This is a genomic window from Mycolicibacterium sp. XJ870, from assembly GCF_053483975.1.
Map to the genome: position 1 here is coordinate 37,812 of NZ_JBEFTI010000011.1, position 16,039 is coordinate 53,850.

At 66.1% G+C, this 16,039-nt stretch carries 17 protein-coding genes; 8 read left to right on the plus strand and 9 right to left on the minus strand.

Going from position 1 to position 16,039, the window contains the following annotated elements:
• Positions 1 to 1,485 (plus strand): flavin-containing monooxygenase, encoded by a 1,485-nt coding sequence (locus ABQF30_RS27375; RefSeq protein ID WP_448469793.1) that lies wholly within the window; start codon positions 1 to 3, stop codon positions 1,483 to 1,485.
• A 16-nt stretch (positions 1,486 to 1,501) separates the two neighbouring features.
• Positions 1,502 to 1,771, plus strand: coding sequence for a DoxX-related protein (locus tag ABQF30_RS27380; protein WP_448469795.1), 270 nt, complete (start codon positions 1,502 to 1,504; stop codon positions 1,769 to 1,771).
• Here the strand turns inward: ABQF30_RS27380 and ABQF30_RS27385 are convergent.
• Positions 1,738 to 3,003 (minus strand): TetR/AcrR family transcriptional regulator, encoded by a 1,266-nt coding sequence (locus ABQF30_RS27385; protein ID WP_448469797.1) that lies wholly within the window; start codon positions 3,001 to 3,003, stop codon positions 1,738 to 1,740. The two genes, ABQF30_RS27380 and ABQF30_RS27385, sit on opposite strands and share 34 nt — an antisense overlap.
• 97 nt (positions 3,004 to 3,100) lie before the next feature.
• On the opposite strand from ABQF30_RS27385, the gene ABQF30_RS27390 reads away from it, so the two are divergent.
• The 3 genes from ABQF30_RS27390 to ABQF30_RS27400 are packed head-to-tail and all read left to right on the plus strand — an operon-like array spanning position 3,101 to position 4,919.
• Positions 3,101 to 3,325: a hypothetical protein gene (locus ABQF30_RS27390; protein WP_448469799.1), complete on the plus strand. Its 225-nt coding sequence runs from the start codon at positions 3,101 to 3,103 to the stop codon at positions 3,323 to 3,325.
• Positions 3,326 to 3,335: 10 nt separating this feature from the next.
• Positions 3,336 to 3,662, plus strand: a complete 327-nt coding sequence (locus ABQF30_RS27395) for a hypothetical protein (protein ID WP_448469800.1) — start codon at positions 3,336 to 3,338, stop codon at positions 3,660 to 3,662.
• Between the two features lie 15 nt (positions 3,663 to 3,677).
• Positions 3,678 to 4,919, plus strand: coding sequence for an APC family permease (locus ABQF30_RS27400; protein WP_448469802.1), 1,242 nt, complete (start codon positions 3,678 to 3,680; stop codon positions 4,917 to 4,919).
• Here ABQF30_RS27400 and ABQF30_RS27405 read toward each other — a convergent pair.
• From ABQF30_RS27405 to ABQF30_RS27420, 4 genes are read right to left on the minus strand one after another with little or no spacing between them, the layout of a single operon-like run.
• Positions 4,908 to 5,567 (minus strand): GntR family transcriptional regulator, encoded by a 660-nt coding sequence (locus ABQF30_RS27405; protein ID WP_448470078.1) that lies wholly within the window; start codon positions 5,565 to 5,567, stop codon positions 4,908 to 4,910. The two genes, ABQF30_RS27400 and ABQF30_RS27405, sit on opposite strands and share 12 nt — an antisense overlap.
• A gap of 55 nt (positions 5,568 to 5,622) precedes the next feature.
• Positions 5,623 to 6,606: a transketolase family protein gene (locus tag ABQF30_RS27410; protein ID WP_448469804.1), complete on the minus strand. Its 984-nt coding sequence runs from the start codon at positions 6,604 to 6,606 to the stop codon at positions 5,623 to 5,625.
• Positions 6,603 to 7,439 carry a transketolase gene (locus tag ABQF30_RS27415; protein WP_448469806.1) on the minus strand — a complete coding sequence of 279 codons (837 nt, stop codon included), beginning with the start codon at positions 7,437 to 7,439 and terminating at the stop codon, positions 6,603 to 6,605. Before ABQF30_RS27415 ends, ABQF30_RS27410 begins: the two co-directional genes overlap by 4 nt.
• Entirely contained in the window at positions 7,439 to 8,773 is a 1,335-nt protein-coding gene (locus ABQF30_RS27420; protein ID WP_448469808.1) for an MFS transporter, read from the minus strand. Before ABQF30_RS27420 ends, ABQF30_RS27415 begins: the two co-directional genes overlap by 1 nt.
• 201 nt (positions 8,774 to 8,974) lie before the next feature.
• On the opposite strand from ABQF30_RS27420, the gene ABQF30_RS27425 reads away from it, so the two are divergent.
• Genes ABQF30_RS27425 through ABQF30_RS27435 form a run of 3 tightly spaced genes read left to right on the plus strand, consistent with a single transcriptional unit; the run spans position 8,975 to position 11,935 of the window.
• On the plus strand, positions 8,975 to 9,829 hold the full coding sequence (locus ABQF30_RS27425; RefSeq protein WP_448469810.1) for a sugar phosphate isomerase/epimerase family protein: 855 nt from the start codon (positions 8,975 to 8,977) through the stop codon (positions 9,827 to 9,829).
• Positions 9,826 to 10,599 (plus strand): SDR family NAD(P)-dependent oxidoreductase, encoded by a 774-nt coding sequence (locus ABQF30_RS27430; RefSeq protein ID WP_448469812.1) that lies wholly within the window; start codon positions 9,826 to 9,828, stop codon positions 10,597 to 10,599. Before ABQF30_RS27425 ends, ABQF30_RS27430 begins: the two co-directional genes overlap by 4 nt.
• Positions 10,600 to 10,651: 52 nt before the next feature.
• Positions 10,652 to 11,935, plus strand: a complete 1,284-nt coding sequence (locus tag ABQF30_RS27435) for a uracil-xanthine permease family protein (protein ID WP_448469814.1) — start codon at positions 10,652 to 10,654, stop codon at positions 11,933 to 11,935.
• Here the strand turns inward: ABQF30_RS27435 and ABQF30_RS27440 are convergent.
• The 4 genes from ABQF30_RS27440 to ABQF30_RS27455 all read right to left on the minus strand — a co-directional run bounded on the left by ABQF30_RS27440 (position 11,916) and on the right by ABQF30_RS27455 (position 16,038).
• The gene (locus tag ABQF30_RS27440; RefSeq protein WP_448469816.1) at positions 11,916 to 12,932 is read right to left on the minus strand and encodes an NAD(P)/FAD-dependent oxidoreductase; all 1,017 of its coding nucleotides are present in this window, start codon (positions 12,930 to 12,932) and stop codon (positions 11,916 to 11,918) included. The two genes, ABQF30_RS27435 and ABQF30_RS27440, sit on opposite strands and share 20 nt — an antisense overlap.
• Before the next feature lie 10 nt (positions 12,933 to 12,942).
• Positions 12,943 to 13,446, minus strand: a complete 504-nt coding sequence (locus ABQF30_RS27445) for an isoprenylcysteine carboxyl methyltransferase family protein (RefSeq protein ID WP_448469818.1) — start codon at positions 13,444 to 13,446, stop codon at positions 12,943 to 12,945.
• On the minus strand, positions 13,446 to 14,513 hold the full coding sequence (locus tag ABQF30_RS27450) for a type III polyketide synthase (RefSeq protein ID WP_448469820.1): 1,068 nt from the start codon (positions 14,511 to 14,513) through the stop codon (positions 13,446 to 13,448). The genes ABQF30_RS27445 and ABQF30_RS27450 overlap by 1 nt, the downstream gene beginning before the upstream one ends.
• Positions 14,514 to 14,604: 91 nt before the next feature.
• Positions 14,605 to 16,038: a M28 family metallopeptidase gene (locus tag ABQF30_RS27455; RefSeq protein WP_448470080.1), complete on the minus strand. Its 1,434-nt coding sequence runs from the start codon at positions 16,036 to 16,038 to the stop codon at positions 14,605 to 14,607.
• Position 16,039 lies beyond the last annotated feature (1 nt).

Sequence of the window (16,039 nt, forward strand, 5' to 3'; positions counted from 1 at the left end):
ATGAGTCCAGGGCCATACGACGCGGTCATCGTCGGGGCGGGGTTCGCCGGGATCGGTGCGGCCATCCAGCTCAAGCGGATGGGCATCGAGGACTTCGTCATCCTCGACCGCGAGGACGATCTGGGCGGCACCTGGCACGTCAACCACTACCCGGGGCTGGCCGTCGACGTGCCGACCACCACGTACTCGTACTTCTTCGAGCCCAACCCGAACTGGTCGCGACTGTTCTCCACCGGCACCGAGATCAAGCAGTACGCCGACGACGTGGCCGACAAGTACGACGTCCGCCGCCACATCCGGTTCAACGCAGCCGTCGACGGCGCCCGCTGGGATGAGGACGCCGACGTCTGGCGCGTTGCCCTCGCCGATGGCGAGACGCTCATCGCCCGCTACCTGTTCACTGCCACCGGCTTCCTGTCGCAGCCGCACACCCCGGACATTCCGGGGATCACGAACTTCGGCGGCGACGTCATCCACACCACCGACTGGGACGACGACTGCGATCTCGACGGCCGCCGCGTCGCGATCATCGGGACCGGGGCCACCGCGGTACAGCTCATCCCAGAACTGGCCAAGCGCGTGGCCGATCTGACGGTCTATCAGCGCACGCCGATCTGGGTGGTGCCCAAGGTCGACCTGCGGTTCGGTCACCGAGCCAAGCGGCTGTTCGCCCGGATCCCGCTCACCCAACGGGTGGTGCGCGCCATCACCGACGGCATTTACGCGTTCATGGTCGACACCGCGGTGCTCAAGCACCGGCACTTCTACCGGCTCAACATCGCCGCGGCCGACCTGGCCAAGCTGCACCGGTTCGTCTCGATCCGCGACCCCGAGTTGCGCCGCAAACTGACCCCCGACTACGACTTCGGCTGCAAGCGGCCGACGTTCTCCAACGGCTACTACCGCGCGTTCACCAGGCAGCATGTGCACTTGCAGGCCGACGGCATCGAGCGCATCGAGCCCGACGGCATCGTCAACGCGGACGGCAGCAAGACGGTCATCGACACCCTGGTGCTGGCCACCGGGTTCGACCTGTGGGAAGCCAACTTCCCTGCCATCGAGGTGATCGGACGACAGGGTCGTAACCTCGGAAAGTGGTGGCGCGAAACCAGGTTCCAGGCCTACCAGGGTGTCTCCATGCCGTACTTCCCGAACTTCCTGAGCCTGGCCAGCCCGTACGCGTTCCTCGGCCTGAATTTCTTCAACACCATGGAATACCAGATGCGGCTGATGAACCGGTTGTTCACGGAAGTGAAGCGCCGCGGAGCCACCACCTTCGAGGTCACCGAGGAAGCCAACAGCCGATATCTGGACCGGATGACCGAGGCGCTGGGCGATTCCCTGTTCACCCTCGGCAACTGCGCATCGGCGCGGTCGTACTATTTCAACCCGAGCGGCGAGGCAACGCTGCTCCGACCGATGACGACCCGCCGGGCCGTCGCAGAAGCCTCACGATTCCCGTTGAGCGACTACACATTTGCCTGATCAGAGAGGATCACACATGGCAGAGGGCAACAACTCCAAGCTGGCCAAGATCGTCGGCCTCGGCGTGGTAGGCGCCGGTGTCTCACATTTCGTGAAGCCGCAGCTGTTCGAGTCGATCACCAAACCGGCGTTCCCCAAGGACACGCAGAAGCACATCTACACCAACGGCGGCATCGAGACCGCCATCGGCCTTGGGCTCCTGCTACCCAAGACTCGCAAGCTGGCCACCATCGGCACGCTCGGCTATGTGGCCTACCTGGCAGGTAACGCCGTCCGTAACCGGTAGCGGCCCAGCAACGTCTGATCGACCATGGCCGCGACCACGGCCCGCGGCTGTTCCGAGTTCTGGTATTCCATCAACCGGCCAAGGTCGATCACCAAAGCCATCGCAGCATGAACCGCGAACCGTGCCTGACCCGCAGACCACTGCGGCCGTACCGGCGTGACCATATCCACCCACGCCTCGACGGCCGACCGCTGCAGATCGCGCAGAATCTTCTGGTCGGCGGGGGCCATGTTGAGGCGCTCGGTGTAGTAGACGTAGTCCAGTTCCGGACGGTCGAACGACCGGGCGACGTAATCGTCGATCAGTGCCGACAGCGCCTGCTCGGGATCGTCGACGGAACCCAAGATCTCGGCCATGTCGGCCGACAACCGGTCAGCAGCCCGGCGGAACCCGGCGGCAAGGATGTCGGCCTTGCCGGAGAAGTATCGATAGATTCCTGACGCGGGCATCCCGACAGCCGCCGCGATGGCCTCCATGGTGGTGTCGCGGTAGCCATTCTGATTGAACAGCCGCATCGATTCGCTCAGCAGCGCTTCATATTTGGTGGCGCTCACCGCGGCCCGCGCCGGTGCGGCCACGCTGTCGTCGGCATCGGGAAGCGCGGGCAGGTCCGCGGCCAGGACAGTGTCGACGATCTCGGCAAGCACCTCACGGATCTGGCCGGCCGGCAGTTTGGCCCGGTGATCGACAATGCTGCCGAGCACGCTGAGCACCGCCGTCGACAGTGTCCAGCGCTCACGCGAGCCCAGTTCGGGCCGAAGCGCCTGCAGTGGCCGATGGATCCGGTGGTGCACCGTTCGCATCTGCGCGTCCAGCGCGGTCTGGTCGTCCCCGGTCAGAAAGCGCGCTTCCCAGCGGTACAACCCGCCGGATTCCCGGTTGGCCAACGCGGTATCGGTCAGCGCGGCGACCAGAAGGCGCAACTGCTCACGCGGCTCGGCATCTTCGGTCTCAGTCGCGGCGGCATCGGCGAACGCCGTGCTGTCAACCAGTTGCTGGCCGAGGTTGAGCACCGCGTCGCGAAACAACTCGTACTTACTCGAATAGTGCCGATACAACGCGGCAGCCGAGATACCGACGCGCGAGGCGATGGCCTCCATGCTCACCCCGTGGTAGCCCAGTGCGCTGAATTCCTCCCCAGATGCCCGCGCTATCTGGGCTTTTCGGTCCTTCGGCCGGCGCCGCACACCACTAGCGCCACTCACGGTCGGACCGGGCGGGGTGCGCGCCATGTCGACACCATAAACGGACCTACGGATCCGGTCAAAACAGCCACACCTAGCAGAATGATGGTTAACATATACCGGACTCTGGGCGGATGGGGGTCCCGTGCTTGTCAGGATGCGCAAGTTGCTGGCGTACCGAGTCGCCGTCGGCGAACTGATCGTCGCGGCGGTCGTTCTCGGTGTGCCCTATCTGCTGATCGGGCTGATCTGGTCCGGCACCCACGTCGAACATCTGCGCCATCTGGGCGGCCTCGACGCGGTGGTGTCATTCCTCGGATCGATCGTCTCCTGGCCGGTGCTGGTGTTCACCGATGTTTGCATGACGTGAAAGGAAGTCAATGAGTTTCCGTGCTGTGTACATCGGGATCGCCGGTGCGGTCATCCTGGCCCTCGGCCTGTACCTGATGAGCATGTCGGTCTATTTGGCCGACTTCGATCGATACGGCATGCAGATCCCTTGTGGAACATCCTTTTCGGCTCACCTCGACCAGGCCAGTGCCGCAGGCAACGAGTACGTCGACAAGTGCGGCTCAGCACTGATGACGCGGCGACTGTGGACCATTCCGGTCGTGGCGATCGGATCGCTGGCCCTGCTCGCGGTGCTGGTCCGGGCCGCGACATCGTCGGCCCACGAATCGCTGATCCCGAACCGCGACACCAAGTGACTTAGTATCGCGGGCGTGACTACGCCCGGCGGCCTGCAGCGTCGACTCGGCACCGTCGACGCCGTCACCATCGGACTGGGATCGATGATCGGGGCCGGCATCTTCGCGGCGCTGGGTCCGGCGGCAGCGGCGGCCGGAACGGGCCTGCTCGTCGGATTGGCGGTGGCAGCGCTGGTCGCGTACTGCAACGCGATGTCGTCTGCCCGGCTGGCGGCACGCTACCCGCAATCCGGCGGTACCTACGTCTACGGCCGGGAACGGCTCGGCGAGTTCTGGGGCTACACCGCGGGCTGGAGTTTCATCGTCGGCAAGACCGCGTCGTGCGCAGCGATGGCATTGACGGTCGGGGTCTATCTGTGGCCGGATCAGGCGCACGCCGTCGCGGTGGGCGCGGTGGTGGCGCTGACGGTGGTCAATTACGCCGGTATCCAGAAGTCAGCCATGCTCACCAGGACGATCGTCGCGCTCGTGCTCGCAGTACTGGCTGCAGTGGTGGTGATCGTGTTCGGTTCCGGTGAAACCGATCTGGGGCGCTTGGCGCTGGCTGACGATGTCACCGTCGGCGGCGTACTACAGGCAGCCGGACTGTTGTTCTTCGCATTCGCCGGGTACGCCCGCATCGCCACCCTCGGAGAAGAGGTTCGCGACCCCGCCCGCACAATCCCCCGGGCGATTCCCATCGCGCTGGGCATTGCGCTGATCGTCTACGCCGTCGTCGCCGTCGCGGTGCTGGCCATCCTCGGCAGCACCGGACTGGCGTCGGCGCCGGCAGCCTTGGCTGACGCCGTCACAGCAGCAGGCGCCGGGAGCTGGCAGCCAGTGGTGCGGGTGGGCGCCGCGGTGGCGGCGGTGGGGTCGCTGCTCGCACTGATCCTCGGAGTGTCACGCACGACGCTGGCGATGGCCCGCGACCATCATCTTCCCCACCGTCTGGCCGCCGTGCATCCGCGGTTCGGCAGCCCACACCGGGCCGAGATCACCGTCGGGGTCGCGGTGGCGATCCTTGCCGCGTTCGCCGATCTGCGTGGGGCGATCGGCTTTTCCTCGTTCGCGGTACTGCTGTACTACGCGATCGCCAACGCTTCGGCCTGGACGCTGGGAGGCAGGGTGATACCCGCGCTCGGCCTGGTCGGCTGCCTGGTGCTGGCGTTCACCTTGCCGCTGCCCTCGGTGCTGACCGGGCTGGCAGTGGTGGCGGTTGGGGCTGCGGTCTATGGGGTGCGCCGGCTCGTCGCGACGGAAGACTCAGCTCACTAAAACTGCTGCGGCCGTGCACATGTGGTCGCGCACCGCTGCTGCCGTGGCGGCGGCATCGCCGGACTCGATGGCCTCGACGATCTCCAGATGCCGTTTGGCGTCCATGTTTCGCAGCGCCCGCTCGACCCCGGCGTACATGATCGACATCCGGATGCTGCCCTCCAACGACGACCACGAATGCAGCAGGGTCTCGTTGCCGCACAGCTGACACATAGTGCGGTGGAACTTCAGATCGGCCTCGATCCGGTCCTCGAGGTTGGACGCCGCCCAACGCTCCATGTCGGCCACCGCCGCGCGCAGTGCCGCCACCGCGTCCGCACGATCCTCGCGAGAAGCCAGTTCGCTTGCCGCCAGCGATTCCAGCGCCGCACGCACGTCGAAGATGTCCTTGATCTCCTTGGTGTCGAGGTGCCGCACCGACAGGCGGCCGCGCGCCCCAGCGGAGATCAGGCCCTCCTGCTGCAACTGACGCATCGCTTCGCGCAGCGTGCCACGACTGATCTGCAGCGCATCCGACAGATCGGTCTCGACCAGGTGGGTACCCGGCTGCAGCTGGCCCGTGGTGATCGCACGACGCAAGGCCGAGAGAGCCTGTTCACGCAGGCTGGTTTTTTCCAGCCGCAGCAATGACGGTCCATCCCCGGACACGGCGGCGGTCATCCAATCCCCTTTGACTGTCAACACTTGTCTGTCAACATTGATCCTACAGCCGCGCGAGGACGGCGGCGACGATCCGCGCCGTGGACAGGCCGTAGCGCTCGTGCAGGGTCGGCAACGCCCCGGCCGCAAGGAACTCGTCGGGGAGCGCGATGGGCAGCACGGAGGCATGCACACCGGCCCGCACCATCTCACCGGCCACCGTCTCGAACAGCCCGCCGACAACCGTGTGGTTCTCCAGCGTCACCGCGAGCCGATCCGAATTCACCTCGCGCAGCACGGTTTCGGCATCGAACGGCTTGAGCGTCGGGGTGTGCACCACCGCCACGTCGACATTGTGCGTGGCCAGCTCCTGCGCCGCCAACAGCGCCCGCATGGTCATCAGCCCGCTCGACACGAACACCACGTCGTTGCCGGGGCGCACCACCTTTGCCTTGCCGAGTTCGAAGGTGTAGTCGTACTCGTCGAGCACCGTCGGCACCTGCCCGCGCAGCAGCCGCAGATAGGTCGGTCCGTCGTGTGCCGCCAATTGCGGCACAGCCTGGGCGATGTCGACCGAGTCGCACGGGTCGACGATGGTCAGGCCGGGCACGCCTCGGAAAATCGCGACGTCCTCGGTAGCCTGATGCGACGGGCCGTAACCCGTTGTCAGACCGGGCAACCCGCCCACGATGTTCACGTTGAGGCCCGGTTCGGCAATGTCGAGACAGATGAAATCGTAGGCACGGCGCGCCGCGAACACCGAATATGTCGACGCGAAAGGAATCAGCCCGGTCTCGGCCATACCGGCGGCAGCGCCGAACAACAGCTGCTCGGCCATCCCCATCTGGAAGAACCGCTCCGGGAACGCCTTTGCGAAGATGTGCATATCGGTGTACTTGCCCAGATCGGCAGTCAATCCGATGATCCGGTCATCCGACTGGGCTGCAGCCACCAGAGCGTGCCCGAACGGGGCTGGCGTGGTGCGCTGGCCCGGGTCGGCGAACGACGCGATCATCGCCGACGTGCGCAATGGTGCTGCGGTGCTCATACCAGTACTCCTTCATAGCCGGCAGTCAGTTGCTCTCGGCAGGTCTGCCACTCGTCGGCGTCGATGCGCATGAAGTGCGCCTTCTCCCGGTTCTCCAGCAGTGGTACGCCGCGACCAACCTTGGTGTCGCACAGAATGATCGACGGCGTACCGACCGGCCGGCCGGTGATGTTGTCGAATGCGTCCAGCAGGGCGCCGACATCGTTGCCGTCGATGCGCTGGACAAACCATCCGCAGGCCGCCCACTTGTCGGACACCGGCTCGGTGCGCAGCACTCCGGCAGTGGGGCCGTCAGCCTGCAGCGCGTTGATGTCCACCATGGCAATCAGATTGCCGAGCTGGTGATGGCTGGCTCCCATCGCCGCCTCCCACGTCGAACCCTCGTCGAGTTCCCCGTCTGAGAGGAAGTTGATCACCCGCGCCTGCGACCCCTGCATCCGCAATCCCAGCGCCATTCCGACGGCCACCGTCAGGCCATGCCCGAGGGATCCACCGGAAATCTCCATGCCCGGTGTGTAACTGGCCATCCCGGACATCGGGAGTCTGGAGTCGTCGGTTCCGTAGGTGTCGAGTTCGTCGACGGCGATGATGCCGGCTTCGGCGAGGGTCGCGTACAGCCCGATCGCATAGTGGCCGGTCGACAGCAGGAACCGGTCGCGCTCATCCCAATGCGGATCGTCGGCGCGGTAACGGAGTTGGTCGACGTAGACCGTGGCCAGCATGTCGGCGGCGCCGAGCGCCTGGCCGACGTACCCCTGGCCCTGGGCCTCGCCCATGTTGAGCACGTGATGACGCATCCGGTATGCCGCTGCCGCGACCTTTTCGCTACGCATCAGGCGGCCATCGCGGGGGTGTCGGCAGCAGCCTTGTCGGCCAGGGCACGTTCGCGAGCTCCCCAGGTTTCCCGGGTGGATACCGCTGCCCACAATCCGATCGCGGCGTACGCGGAGAACAACAGCGCCGGGCCCATCCAGCCGAACCCTTCGTACAGCAGCGTGGTGATGAACGGGGTGAAGCCGGACACCATGGCCGAGATCTGGTATGCCAGTGAGGCCCCCGATGCCCGGGTGTTCGCCGTGAACAGTTCGGGGAACCACGCACCCTGCGCACCGGCCAACGCGTTCTGACTGACCCCGTAGGAGATGACGAACGTCGCGACGATCAACAGAAACAGTCCGGTGTTGACCAACATGAACATCAGCACACCGAACGGGATGCCGAACGCGCACACCCAAAGGTAGACGGGGCGTCGTCCGATCTTATCGGTCAGCCGGGCCCAGGCCACGGTTGCGAAGATGCCCACCGCCGACGCAATGCAAAGCGCGACAAGGGTTTCGCTCGCGGTCGCCAGCTCAGCACTCTTCAGGTAGGAGATCATGTAGGTGATCGAGACCGCGTATCCCGCCGTCTCGGCGATACGAAGACCGATGCCACGCAGGATGTTTCGCCAGTCGGTCTTGAACACCTCGACGATAGGGGCCTTGACGATCTTGCCGGACTCCTTGACGTCCTCGAACACGGGCGACTCGGGCACCCGGGCCCGGATGATCAGGCCGACCATGACGAGGACGATGCTGGCCAGGAACGGCACCCGCCAGGCCCAGTCCCCGGGGAGATGGACACTGACCAGGAAGACCAGGTTGGCCAGGAGAAGGCCGACCGGGAATCCTGCCTGCACGATGCCGGTATAGCGGCCCTTCTGCTTCCACGGTGCGTGCTCGTAGCTCATGAGGATCGCGCCGCCCCACTCCGCGCCGAAGGCCAGGCCCTGCACAATGCGGACTGTCACCAACAGGATGGGGGCCAGCACGCCAACTGCCGCGTAGGTGGGCAGCAGACCGATGGCGAAGGTGGCCAGACCCATGATGATGAGCGAGGCGACCAGGACGGGCTTGCGGCCGATCTTGTCTCCCAGGTGCCCGCCGATGATGCCGCCGATCGGGCGGGCCGCGAAGCCCACACCAAGCGTGGCGAAGGCGGCGAGAGTGCCGGCAACGGGGCTGGAGTTCGGAAAGAATGCGGTACCGAAGTAGAGCGCGGCCGCGGTGCCGAAGCCGATGAAGTCATATGTCTCGATGACGGCCCCGACTCCGGAACCGATCGCGACCTTTCTCGCCTCCGGGGTGCCGTGCACTGGCCCCCGCATCGAAAGAGCGTCGTCGCTCATGAGCAGATCCTTTCAAACTTCCTGGTCAGCGTCTGGGGAAACATCACTGTCAACGGTCAACAGTGCTTCGCATCACCCAGTGTGAGGCGCGACACAGGCCATTGTCAACAGTCAACACCTATTGATTGTTGCTAGTTGACTGTTAACAGTTAACTAGCATATTGTGGCCAGCGTCACTCATCGACCTGCGGAGGCCATCACATGACCGGCAACAAATCACCGCACAGTCGCCTGGGCTGCTCAACCATCAGCTTCAGGCACCTCGACCTGGAGATGGCGCTGACCTGGATCAGCCAGCTCGGCTTCCGTGCGATCGACCTCGGGGCATTGCCCGGCGTCTGCGACCACGTGCCCTATGTCCTGAACAAGAGGGCCGTAGCCGGCGTGACGGCAACCGTCGCCGCAACCAGGTTGCGGGTCCGCTCGATCAACGGCGACATCGGCGACCTGAACCGCCCGCTCACCGACGACGGCCGCGCGGCTCGTGCGCGTCACCTCGACATGCTGCTGGCGCTGGCCTCCGCGACGGATGCACACGCCTTGGTGCTGCCGTGCGGCGCGATCGACCACAACCCCGTACGTTCTCTCGCCGAAGATCTGGACCTGGTGGCCTCCGAACTCGCCACCGCCGCCCGCCGCGCCACGGAGTACGGCGTCGAACTGTGGACCGAGTCGCTGCACTACTACCGCTTGTGCCATGACATCGACCGGGCGCAGGCGCTCGCGGACCGATTGCGCGGCTCCGGCGTCGGCATCGTGATGGACTTCAGCCACATCGTCGCCTCAGGCGGTGACCCGGTCGACTTCGTCAGCCGCTTCGCCGACCGCATCGCACACGTACACATTCGCGACGCCGTGCCAGGCAACATCAACCTGTCCGTGGGACGCGGCCAGGTCGACTTCTCCACGGGCCTCAAGGCCCTCGCTGCCGCTGGTTACACCGGCGAATTCGCCCTCGAACTGGAAACCCGCGACGTCACGAACGACGAACGGCCGATAGCTACTGCCGAAGCCGCCCAACTGATTTCAGAACTCATCCAAGGAGACATCTCATGACCACCATCCAACGCACCGCCGTCATCACCGGCGCCACCTCCGACAAGGGCATCGGTGTGACCACCGCAGCGCGCTACGCCAAGGAAGGCTGGGGCGTCGTCATCCTCGACCTGGACGGTGAAAAGTCCGCGAAGGTCGCCGCCGAGATCGGCAATCAGTTCGCCGTGCCGGCATTCGGCCACGCCGTCGACGTCACCTCCGAGGAGTCGGTCGCTGCGGCATACGCCGCCGTGGCCGCTGAGGTCGCGTCGGGCAGCCTGCCGCCCGTGGGCGCGCTGGCCAACATCGCCGGAATCACCTCGCCGGTGGAATTCCTCGACACCACGCTCGAGCTGTGGAACAAGGTGATGGCCGTCAACGCGACCGGAACCTATCTGGTCACAAAGGCTTTCCTGCCGGACATGATCGACGCGGGCTGGGGTCGCATCGTCAACATGTCGTCGGTTTCCGCGCAGCGCGGCGGCGGCGTATTCGGCAAGGTGCCGTACTCGTCGGCCAAGGCCGCGATCCTCGGCTTCACCAAGTCGCTGGCCCGCGAGATCGCCCGCACGGGCGTCACCGTCAACGCCGTCACCCCGGGTGCGGTGGACACCAACATCCGGGTCGGCTCAACCGACGAGCAGGAGGCCAAGCTGGCCGCCGACATCCCGGTCGGTCGTACCGCGACCACCGAAGAGGTGGCCGCCGTCATCACCTTCCTGTCCAGTGCGGACGCCAGTTACCTGACCGGGACCACTGTGGACATCAACGGCGGCAGCCACATTCACTGATCCCTCCCAGTCCGGGTGCGCGGCCGCCGTTGATGGTGTGTAGTCATCATTCGTGACCCTGCTGAGTTGGAAGTACGTCGAGTCCCGCGCCGACGACGACTTCGTCGTCTCCCCCGGTGAACGGCTGGACTGGCCGCGCACCATCGGCATCGGTGCCCAGCATGTGGTGGCCATGTTCGGCGCCACGTTCCTGGTTCCGGTACTGACTGGCTTCCCACCCGCCACCACACTGCTGTTCTCCGGGGTCGGCACCATCTTGTTCCTGCTGATCACCGGCAACCGGCTACCCAGCTATCTGGGGTCCAGCTTCTCGGTGATCGCGCCGGTCACCGCAGCCGTGGCCTCCGAGGGCGCAGGCAGCGCGCTCGGCGGGTTGATCGCGGTCGGCGTGCTTCTGATCCTGATCGGCGCGGTGGTGCATCTGATCGGCACCCGGTGGATCGATCTGGTCCTGCCGCCGGTGGTGACCGGGGCAATCGTGGCCTTGATCGGATTCAACCTGGCCCCCGCCGCCAAGAACAACTTTGAGCAGGGCCCGCTCGTCGGCGTGGTCACGTTGGTGTTGCTGGTGGGCACACTGGCGTTCTTCCGCGGCATTATCGGACGACTCGCCATCTTCGCCTCCGTGGTGATCGGCTATCTGCTGGCGTTAGTCCTCGGCGACGTCGACACCTCCGCGATCAGGGACGCGCCGTGGCTGGGGTTGCCCGAGTTCCACTCCCCGACATTCAATCTCGCCGTCCTTCCACTGTTCCTGCCCGCGGTCATCGCGCTGATCGCCGAGAACATCGGCCACGTCAAGTCCGTCGGGCAGATGACCGGAACCGATATGGATCCGCTCATCGGACGCGCGCTTGCCGCCGACGGCGTCGCGACCGTGCTGGCCGGCGCCGGAGGCGGATCGGCCACCACCACCTATGCCGAGAACATCGGCGTGATGGCAGCCACCCGCGTGTACTCGACCGCCGCATACTGGGTCGCCGCGGCGGTGGCGATCGTGTTGTCGTTGTGCCCCAAGATCGGCGCGGCGATCTCAGCGATCCCGCCGGGCGTGCTCGGTGGGGCGACGATCGTGCTCTACGGGTTGGTCGGGATCCTCGGCGTGCGGATCTGGCTGACCAACCACGTCGACTTCTCCAAGCCGGTCAACCAGATGACCGCCGCAATCCCGCTTATCATCGGTATCGCCGATTTCACCTGGCACGCTGGGTCTTTGACGTTCACGGGTATCGCGCTCGGCTCGATCGCCGCGCTTCTGGTGTTCCATGGCATGCGGTTGCTGGAGTTCCTGGGTGGTCTGGGTAGACGGCCCGAAACTACTCCCCTAGCGCGTTGACGACGCGGGTGAACACCGAGGGAAGAGCCGCTGCCGCCGGGGTGATACAGGTCCGCACCGGCCGGAATCCACTGCCGTGCAACAGGGCAGCTGTCAGGAACCGGTAGCGGCGGGTCATCGCAAGCCACTGCCGGTCATAGTCCTCGGGCCGGTCGGCCTGTACACAGCCCACGAGCAGTTCGGCCGCGCCGAATGCCAACCCCATCCCCTCTCCGGTGAGTGCGTCGATGTAGCCGGCGGCGTCGCCGACCAGCAGCACCCGTCCCGCCGTGCGTTGGGAAACCTTCTGCCGCAAGGGTCCTGCGGCCCGGTCCTGACCATGCGGCAGGCCGTGAACCCGCTCGATGAGCGCCGGGAACTGTTTGAGACCCTCGTCGAAGCCGCCGCGGGTCGATTTCAGGATGGCGATCCCGACGCAGTCGTCGCCGACCGGCGTCACGTACGCCTCGGTGTCATGCGCCCAGTACACCTCGACGCACTCCGACCACGGGGCAATCTGGATGTGTCGCCGGATTCCCCAGCGGCGTCGCCGCGGCTCGCCCTGCGCCAGCCCGAGCGCCCGGCGGATCGGTGAATGCAGCCCGTCCGCGGCCGCCAGGTAGCGCGCGCGAAAACCGGCTGCGCACACAGAATCAGAGTCCTGCGTCACCTCTCCGACTTCGTCCCGCACCACTGGGACGCCGGCCGCGGCCGCCGCCTCCGACAACGCCGCGTGCAACGCGGTACGGCGCACGCCGCGTCCGGCCCCGCCGCGAAACCTGGCCTCCGCACACCGGCGGCCGTCGAGGTATCGGATGCCGTAAAAGGCGCGCCCGTCCACCTTCGCGCCGAGCTGTTCCAGTTGCCGCAGCGAGTGCGGCATCAAGCCCTCACCGCACGCCTTGTCGATCGGGCCGCGCCGGTGTTCCACGACCACCACCTCGAGCCCGGCACGCGCCGCGTGCACCGCGGTGGCCAGCCCGGCCGGGCCGCCTCCCGCGACGAGCAGATCGATCACGTCAACGCGCTCACAATAAATCCTGCAACGCATCGTTTTCCACGCGGATACGGGTCCGCAGCAGTGCGGCGTTGGCGACCGAGAAGACCAGGGCGGTGATCCACCCGCCACGCACCAGCGGCAGGGCCGCACCTTCGGCCACCACGGCCACGTAATTCGGATGCGGCACAAGCCGGTACGGACCGTCGACGACGCGCGACGCACCGGGCACGACCACCACCCGGGTGTTCCACTGCCGTCCGAGCGTGGTGATGCACCACCACCGCAGGCCCTGCGCGGCCAACACGACCGCCAGCATCGGCCAGCCCAAAGCGGGCCGGAACCGACGTTTGCGCGCTTCGACCACCGCACCGACCAGCAGCCCGGTGTGCAGAGCCACCATCACCGGATAGTGACCCGCACCGAACTCTTTGCCGCCGTTGGCCTTACTCCAGTCGAGATTGCGTTTGGACACCACCAGCTCGAGCAGTCGTTCGGCGGCGACAACGGCGATGAGCGTCGCGTAACCCCTCATCAGCGCCAACGCAGCAGGACGAGCTCCGAACAGAACCCCGGGCCCATCGCCATCATGACGCCGGGGCTGCCCGCCGGCGGCCGCTTACGGATCGTGTCACGCAGCACGTGCAACACCGACGACGACGACAAGTTGCCGACTTCGGCAAGCGACTGCCAGGTCAGATCCAAGGCGTCGGAGGGCAATTCGAGCGTCTCGATGATCGACTCGATCACTTTCGGCCCGCCCGGGTGGCTCACCCAGGCCGCGACATCACCCACGCTGAGATCGTGGTCACCGAGGAATCCGGTGACGTCGTCACCGAGGTAGCGGCCCACGAACGCCGGAACCTCTTGACTCAGCACGATCTCGAACCCGTCGGTGCCGATATCCCAACCCATGGCGTCCAGCGAATCCGGATACAGGTGGCTGCGGGAGTCCAGCACGTCCGGACCGGTGGGGTCGAGTTTCTGTGCCCGCTGCTCGCCGACCACCACCACCGCGGCCGCACCGTCGCCGAACAGCGCGCCGGCAACAAGCGTGGGCATGGCGGGTTTGTCCTTGCGGCTCAGCGAGCACAGCTCCACCGACACCAGCACCGCCACTTTGTCGGGCGCGCCGCGCAGGTAGTCGTTGAGCCGGGCGATCCCCGCCGCACCGGCCACGCAGCCCAGCCCGAAGATCGGGATCCGACGCACATCGGGCCGCAGGCCCAGACGACCGGCGATCCGGGCATCCAGCGAGGGCACCGCGGCGCCGGTGACGGTCGTGGTGACGATCAAATCGACGTCCTCCGGACGAAGGCCGGCCTCGTCCAGCGCACCCGACAAGGCCTCACACCCGAGTTCGGTCGCGTGTTCGATAAACAAATCGTTGGTCTCGGTGAAATCGCTCAGCCGGGCATATTCCTCGAGAGGCCTGACCAGATATCTGGTGTTGACTTTTGCGCTTTTGTGCAGGGCCCGGACGATGTCTTCGACTTCGGCGTATCCGGGCAGGTCAAGTAGGGCCTGGGTGACCTCGTCCTGGGTGTATCGATGGGGCGGCAGGACGCCGTGAACGCCGGCAATTGTGCTGTACCTGGGCATTCCCGCGAGATTAACTCCCATACCCGAATAACGGGGGCCTACGTCCTGTGGTTCACCGGTTCTTCGCCTGAATCGACGCCGATCGACGGTGTCAGCGTTTGTCGCGGGAGGGCACCCCGTTGGGACCGTCTGTCGACAAGGCATAGGTGCCGACGACGAAGGCGACGGCGGGTCCCATGATCGACAGCGCGTGCGCGTCGACGTTGTCGATGGTGTCCCGTGCGGTGTGGTAGTTCGGGTCGAACGCAACCCCGGAGCGCCCACCCCAGAGCCGGGCCTGCACTGGGGTTTTGCGTTGCGACGAGCCGGTGGTGGCTCCGCCGATCGGCACACCGGCCGTCAAGAACGGGGTGTAATCGGTGGTGCCACTCAACGGCATGTCGGCGGGCCGTGCTCCGGCGAGATTGATGTAGCCGGCAAGTGTGCGCTCGATGCCCGCCGAACCCTCGGGCACCGGTTTCGCGTCGGTGGCCTGCGCCGACTGGTCCCCGTCGTAGGTGAAGTAGCCGGCGTTGGGCGAGCCCAACATGTCGAAGTTGAGGTACATCGCCAAGTCGGCGATCTGCTCGGGAGGCAGGTTGCGGACGTACTGGGTCGAGCCCTCCAGCCCGGTCTCCTCGGCACCCCAGAAGGCGAACCGCACCGCGTTGTGCACCTGCGGCGAACCACCCAGTTGCAGAGCGGTTTCGAGCACCGCGGCCACCCCGGAACCGTTGTCGTTGATCCCTGGGCCGCCCGCCACACTGTCCAGATGCGCCCCGACCATCACCACGTCGGTGGTCGAGCCGGTTTTGGTCTGCGCCAAGAGGTTTCGTGACTTCATCATTTCGGCTTCGCGATCCAGCACCAGCCGCACCGGTGCGGACGTGCGTCGCAGCGCGGCGTCGGCGTTCTTGTCGATGACCCCGACGGGAACCTTGAGTTGCCCGTAGTAGCCGGACGTGAACAATCCGGGAGGACTGGGACGGCTGGTGCTTACCACCAGCAAACCCACCGCCCCCTCGGCGAGTGCGGTGTTCTGCTTCACCGCGATCGAGCAGCCGGTGTCGTCGACGACCGCGATGGCCCCGCCGACGTCCACCCCGTCGTAATCTGCCGTAACGCAGCCCGCGGGATTTCCCGGGCGCAGGGTCGGAGCGTTGAGCCCGCCCGGGGGCGTGGTCACCAGCAGCGACGCCTGGTCCACCGAATAGCGGCGCCCGGATACGGTCAGTGCAGGGTTGCCGCCGCGCATCGTTCCCAGCCGTTCGAACTCGGGCGTCTGAACATCGAAGCCCTTGTCGCGCAACAGTTGTGCGACGTAGTCGACGCTGGCGTCGTAGCCTGGCGTGCCCTGTGCGCGGTTGCCGCCGTTGGCGTCGGCGATCTCCTGGAACTTGCGCAGGTGGGCGAACATCGCGTCGACGGTGATCCGTCCGGCCAGGTCACGGGGCAGTTCCGTCGCAGGCGGCGCAGACGGTGACGAGCAGCCGGCCACCACCACAGCCACCACCAAGGCCGCCGATGTCGCGGCCAGCAAGCGCAAT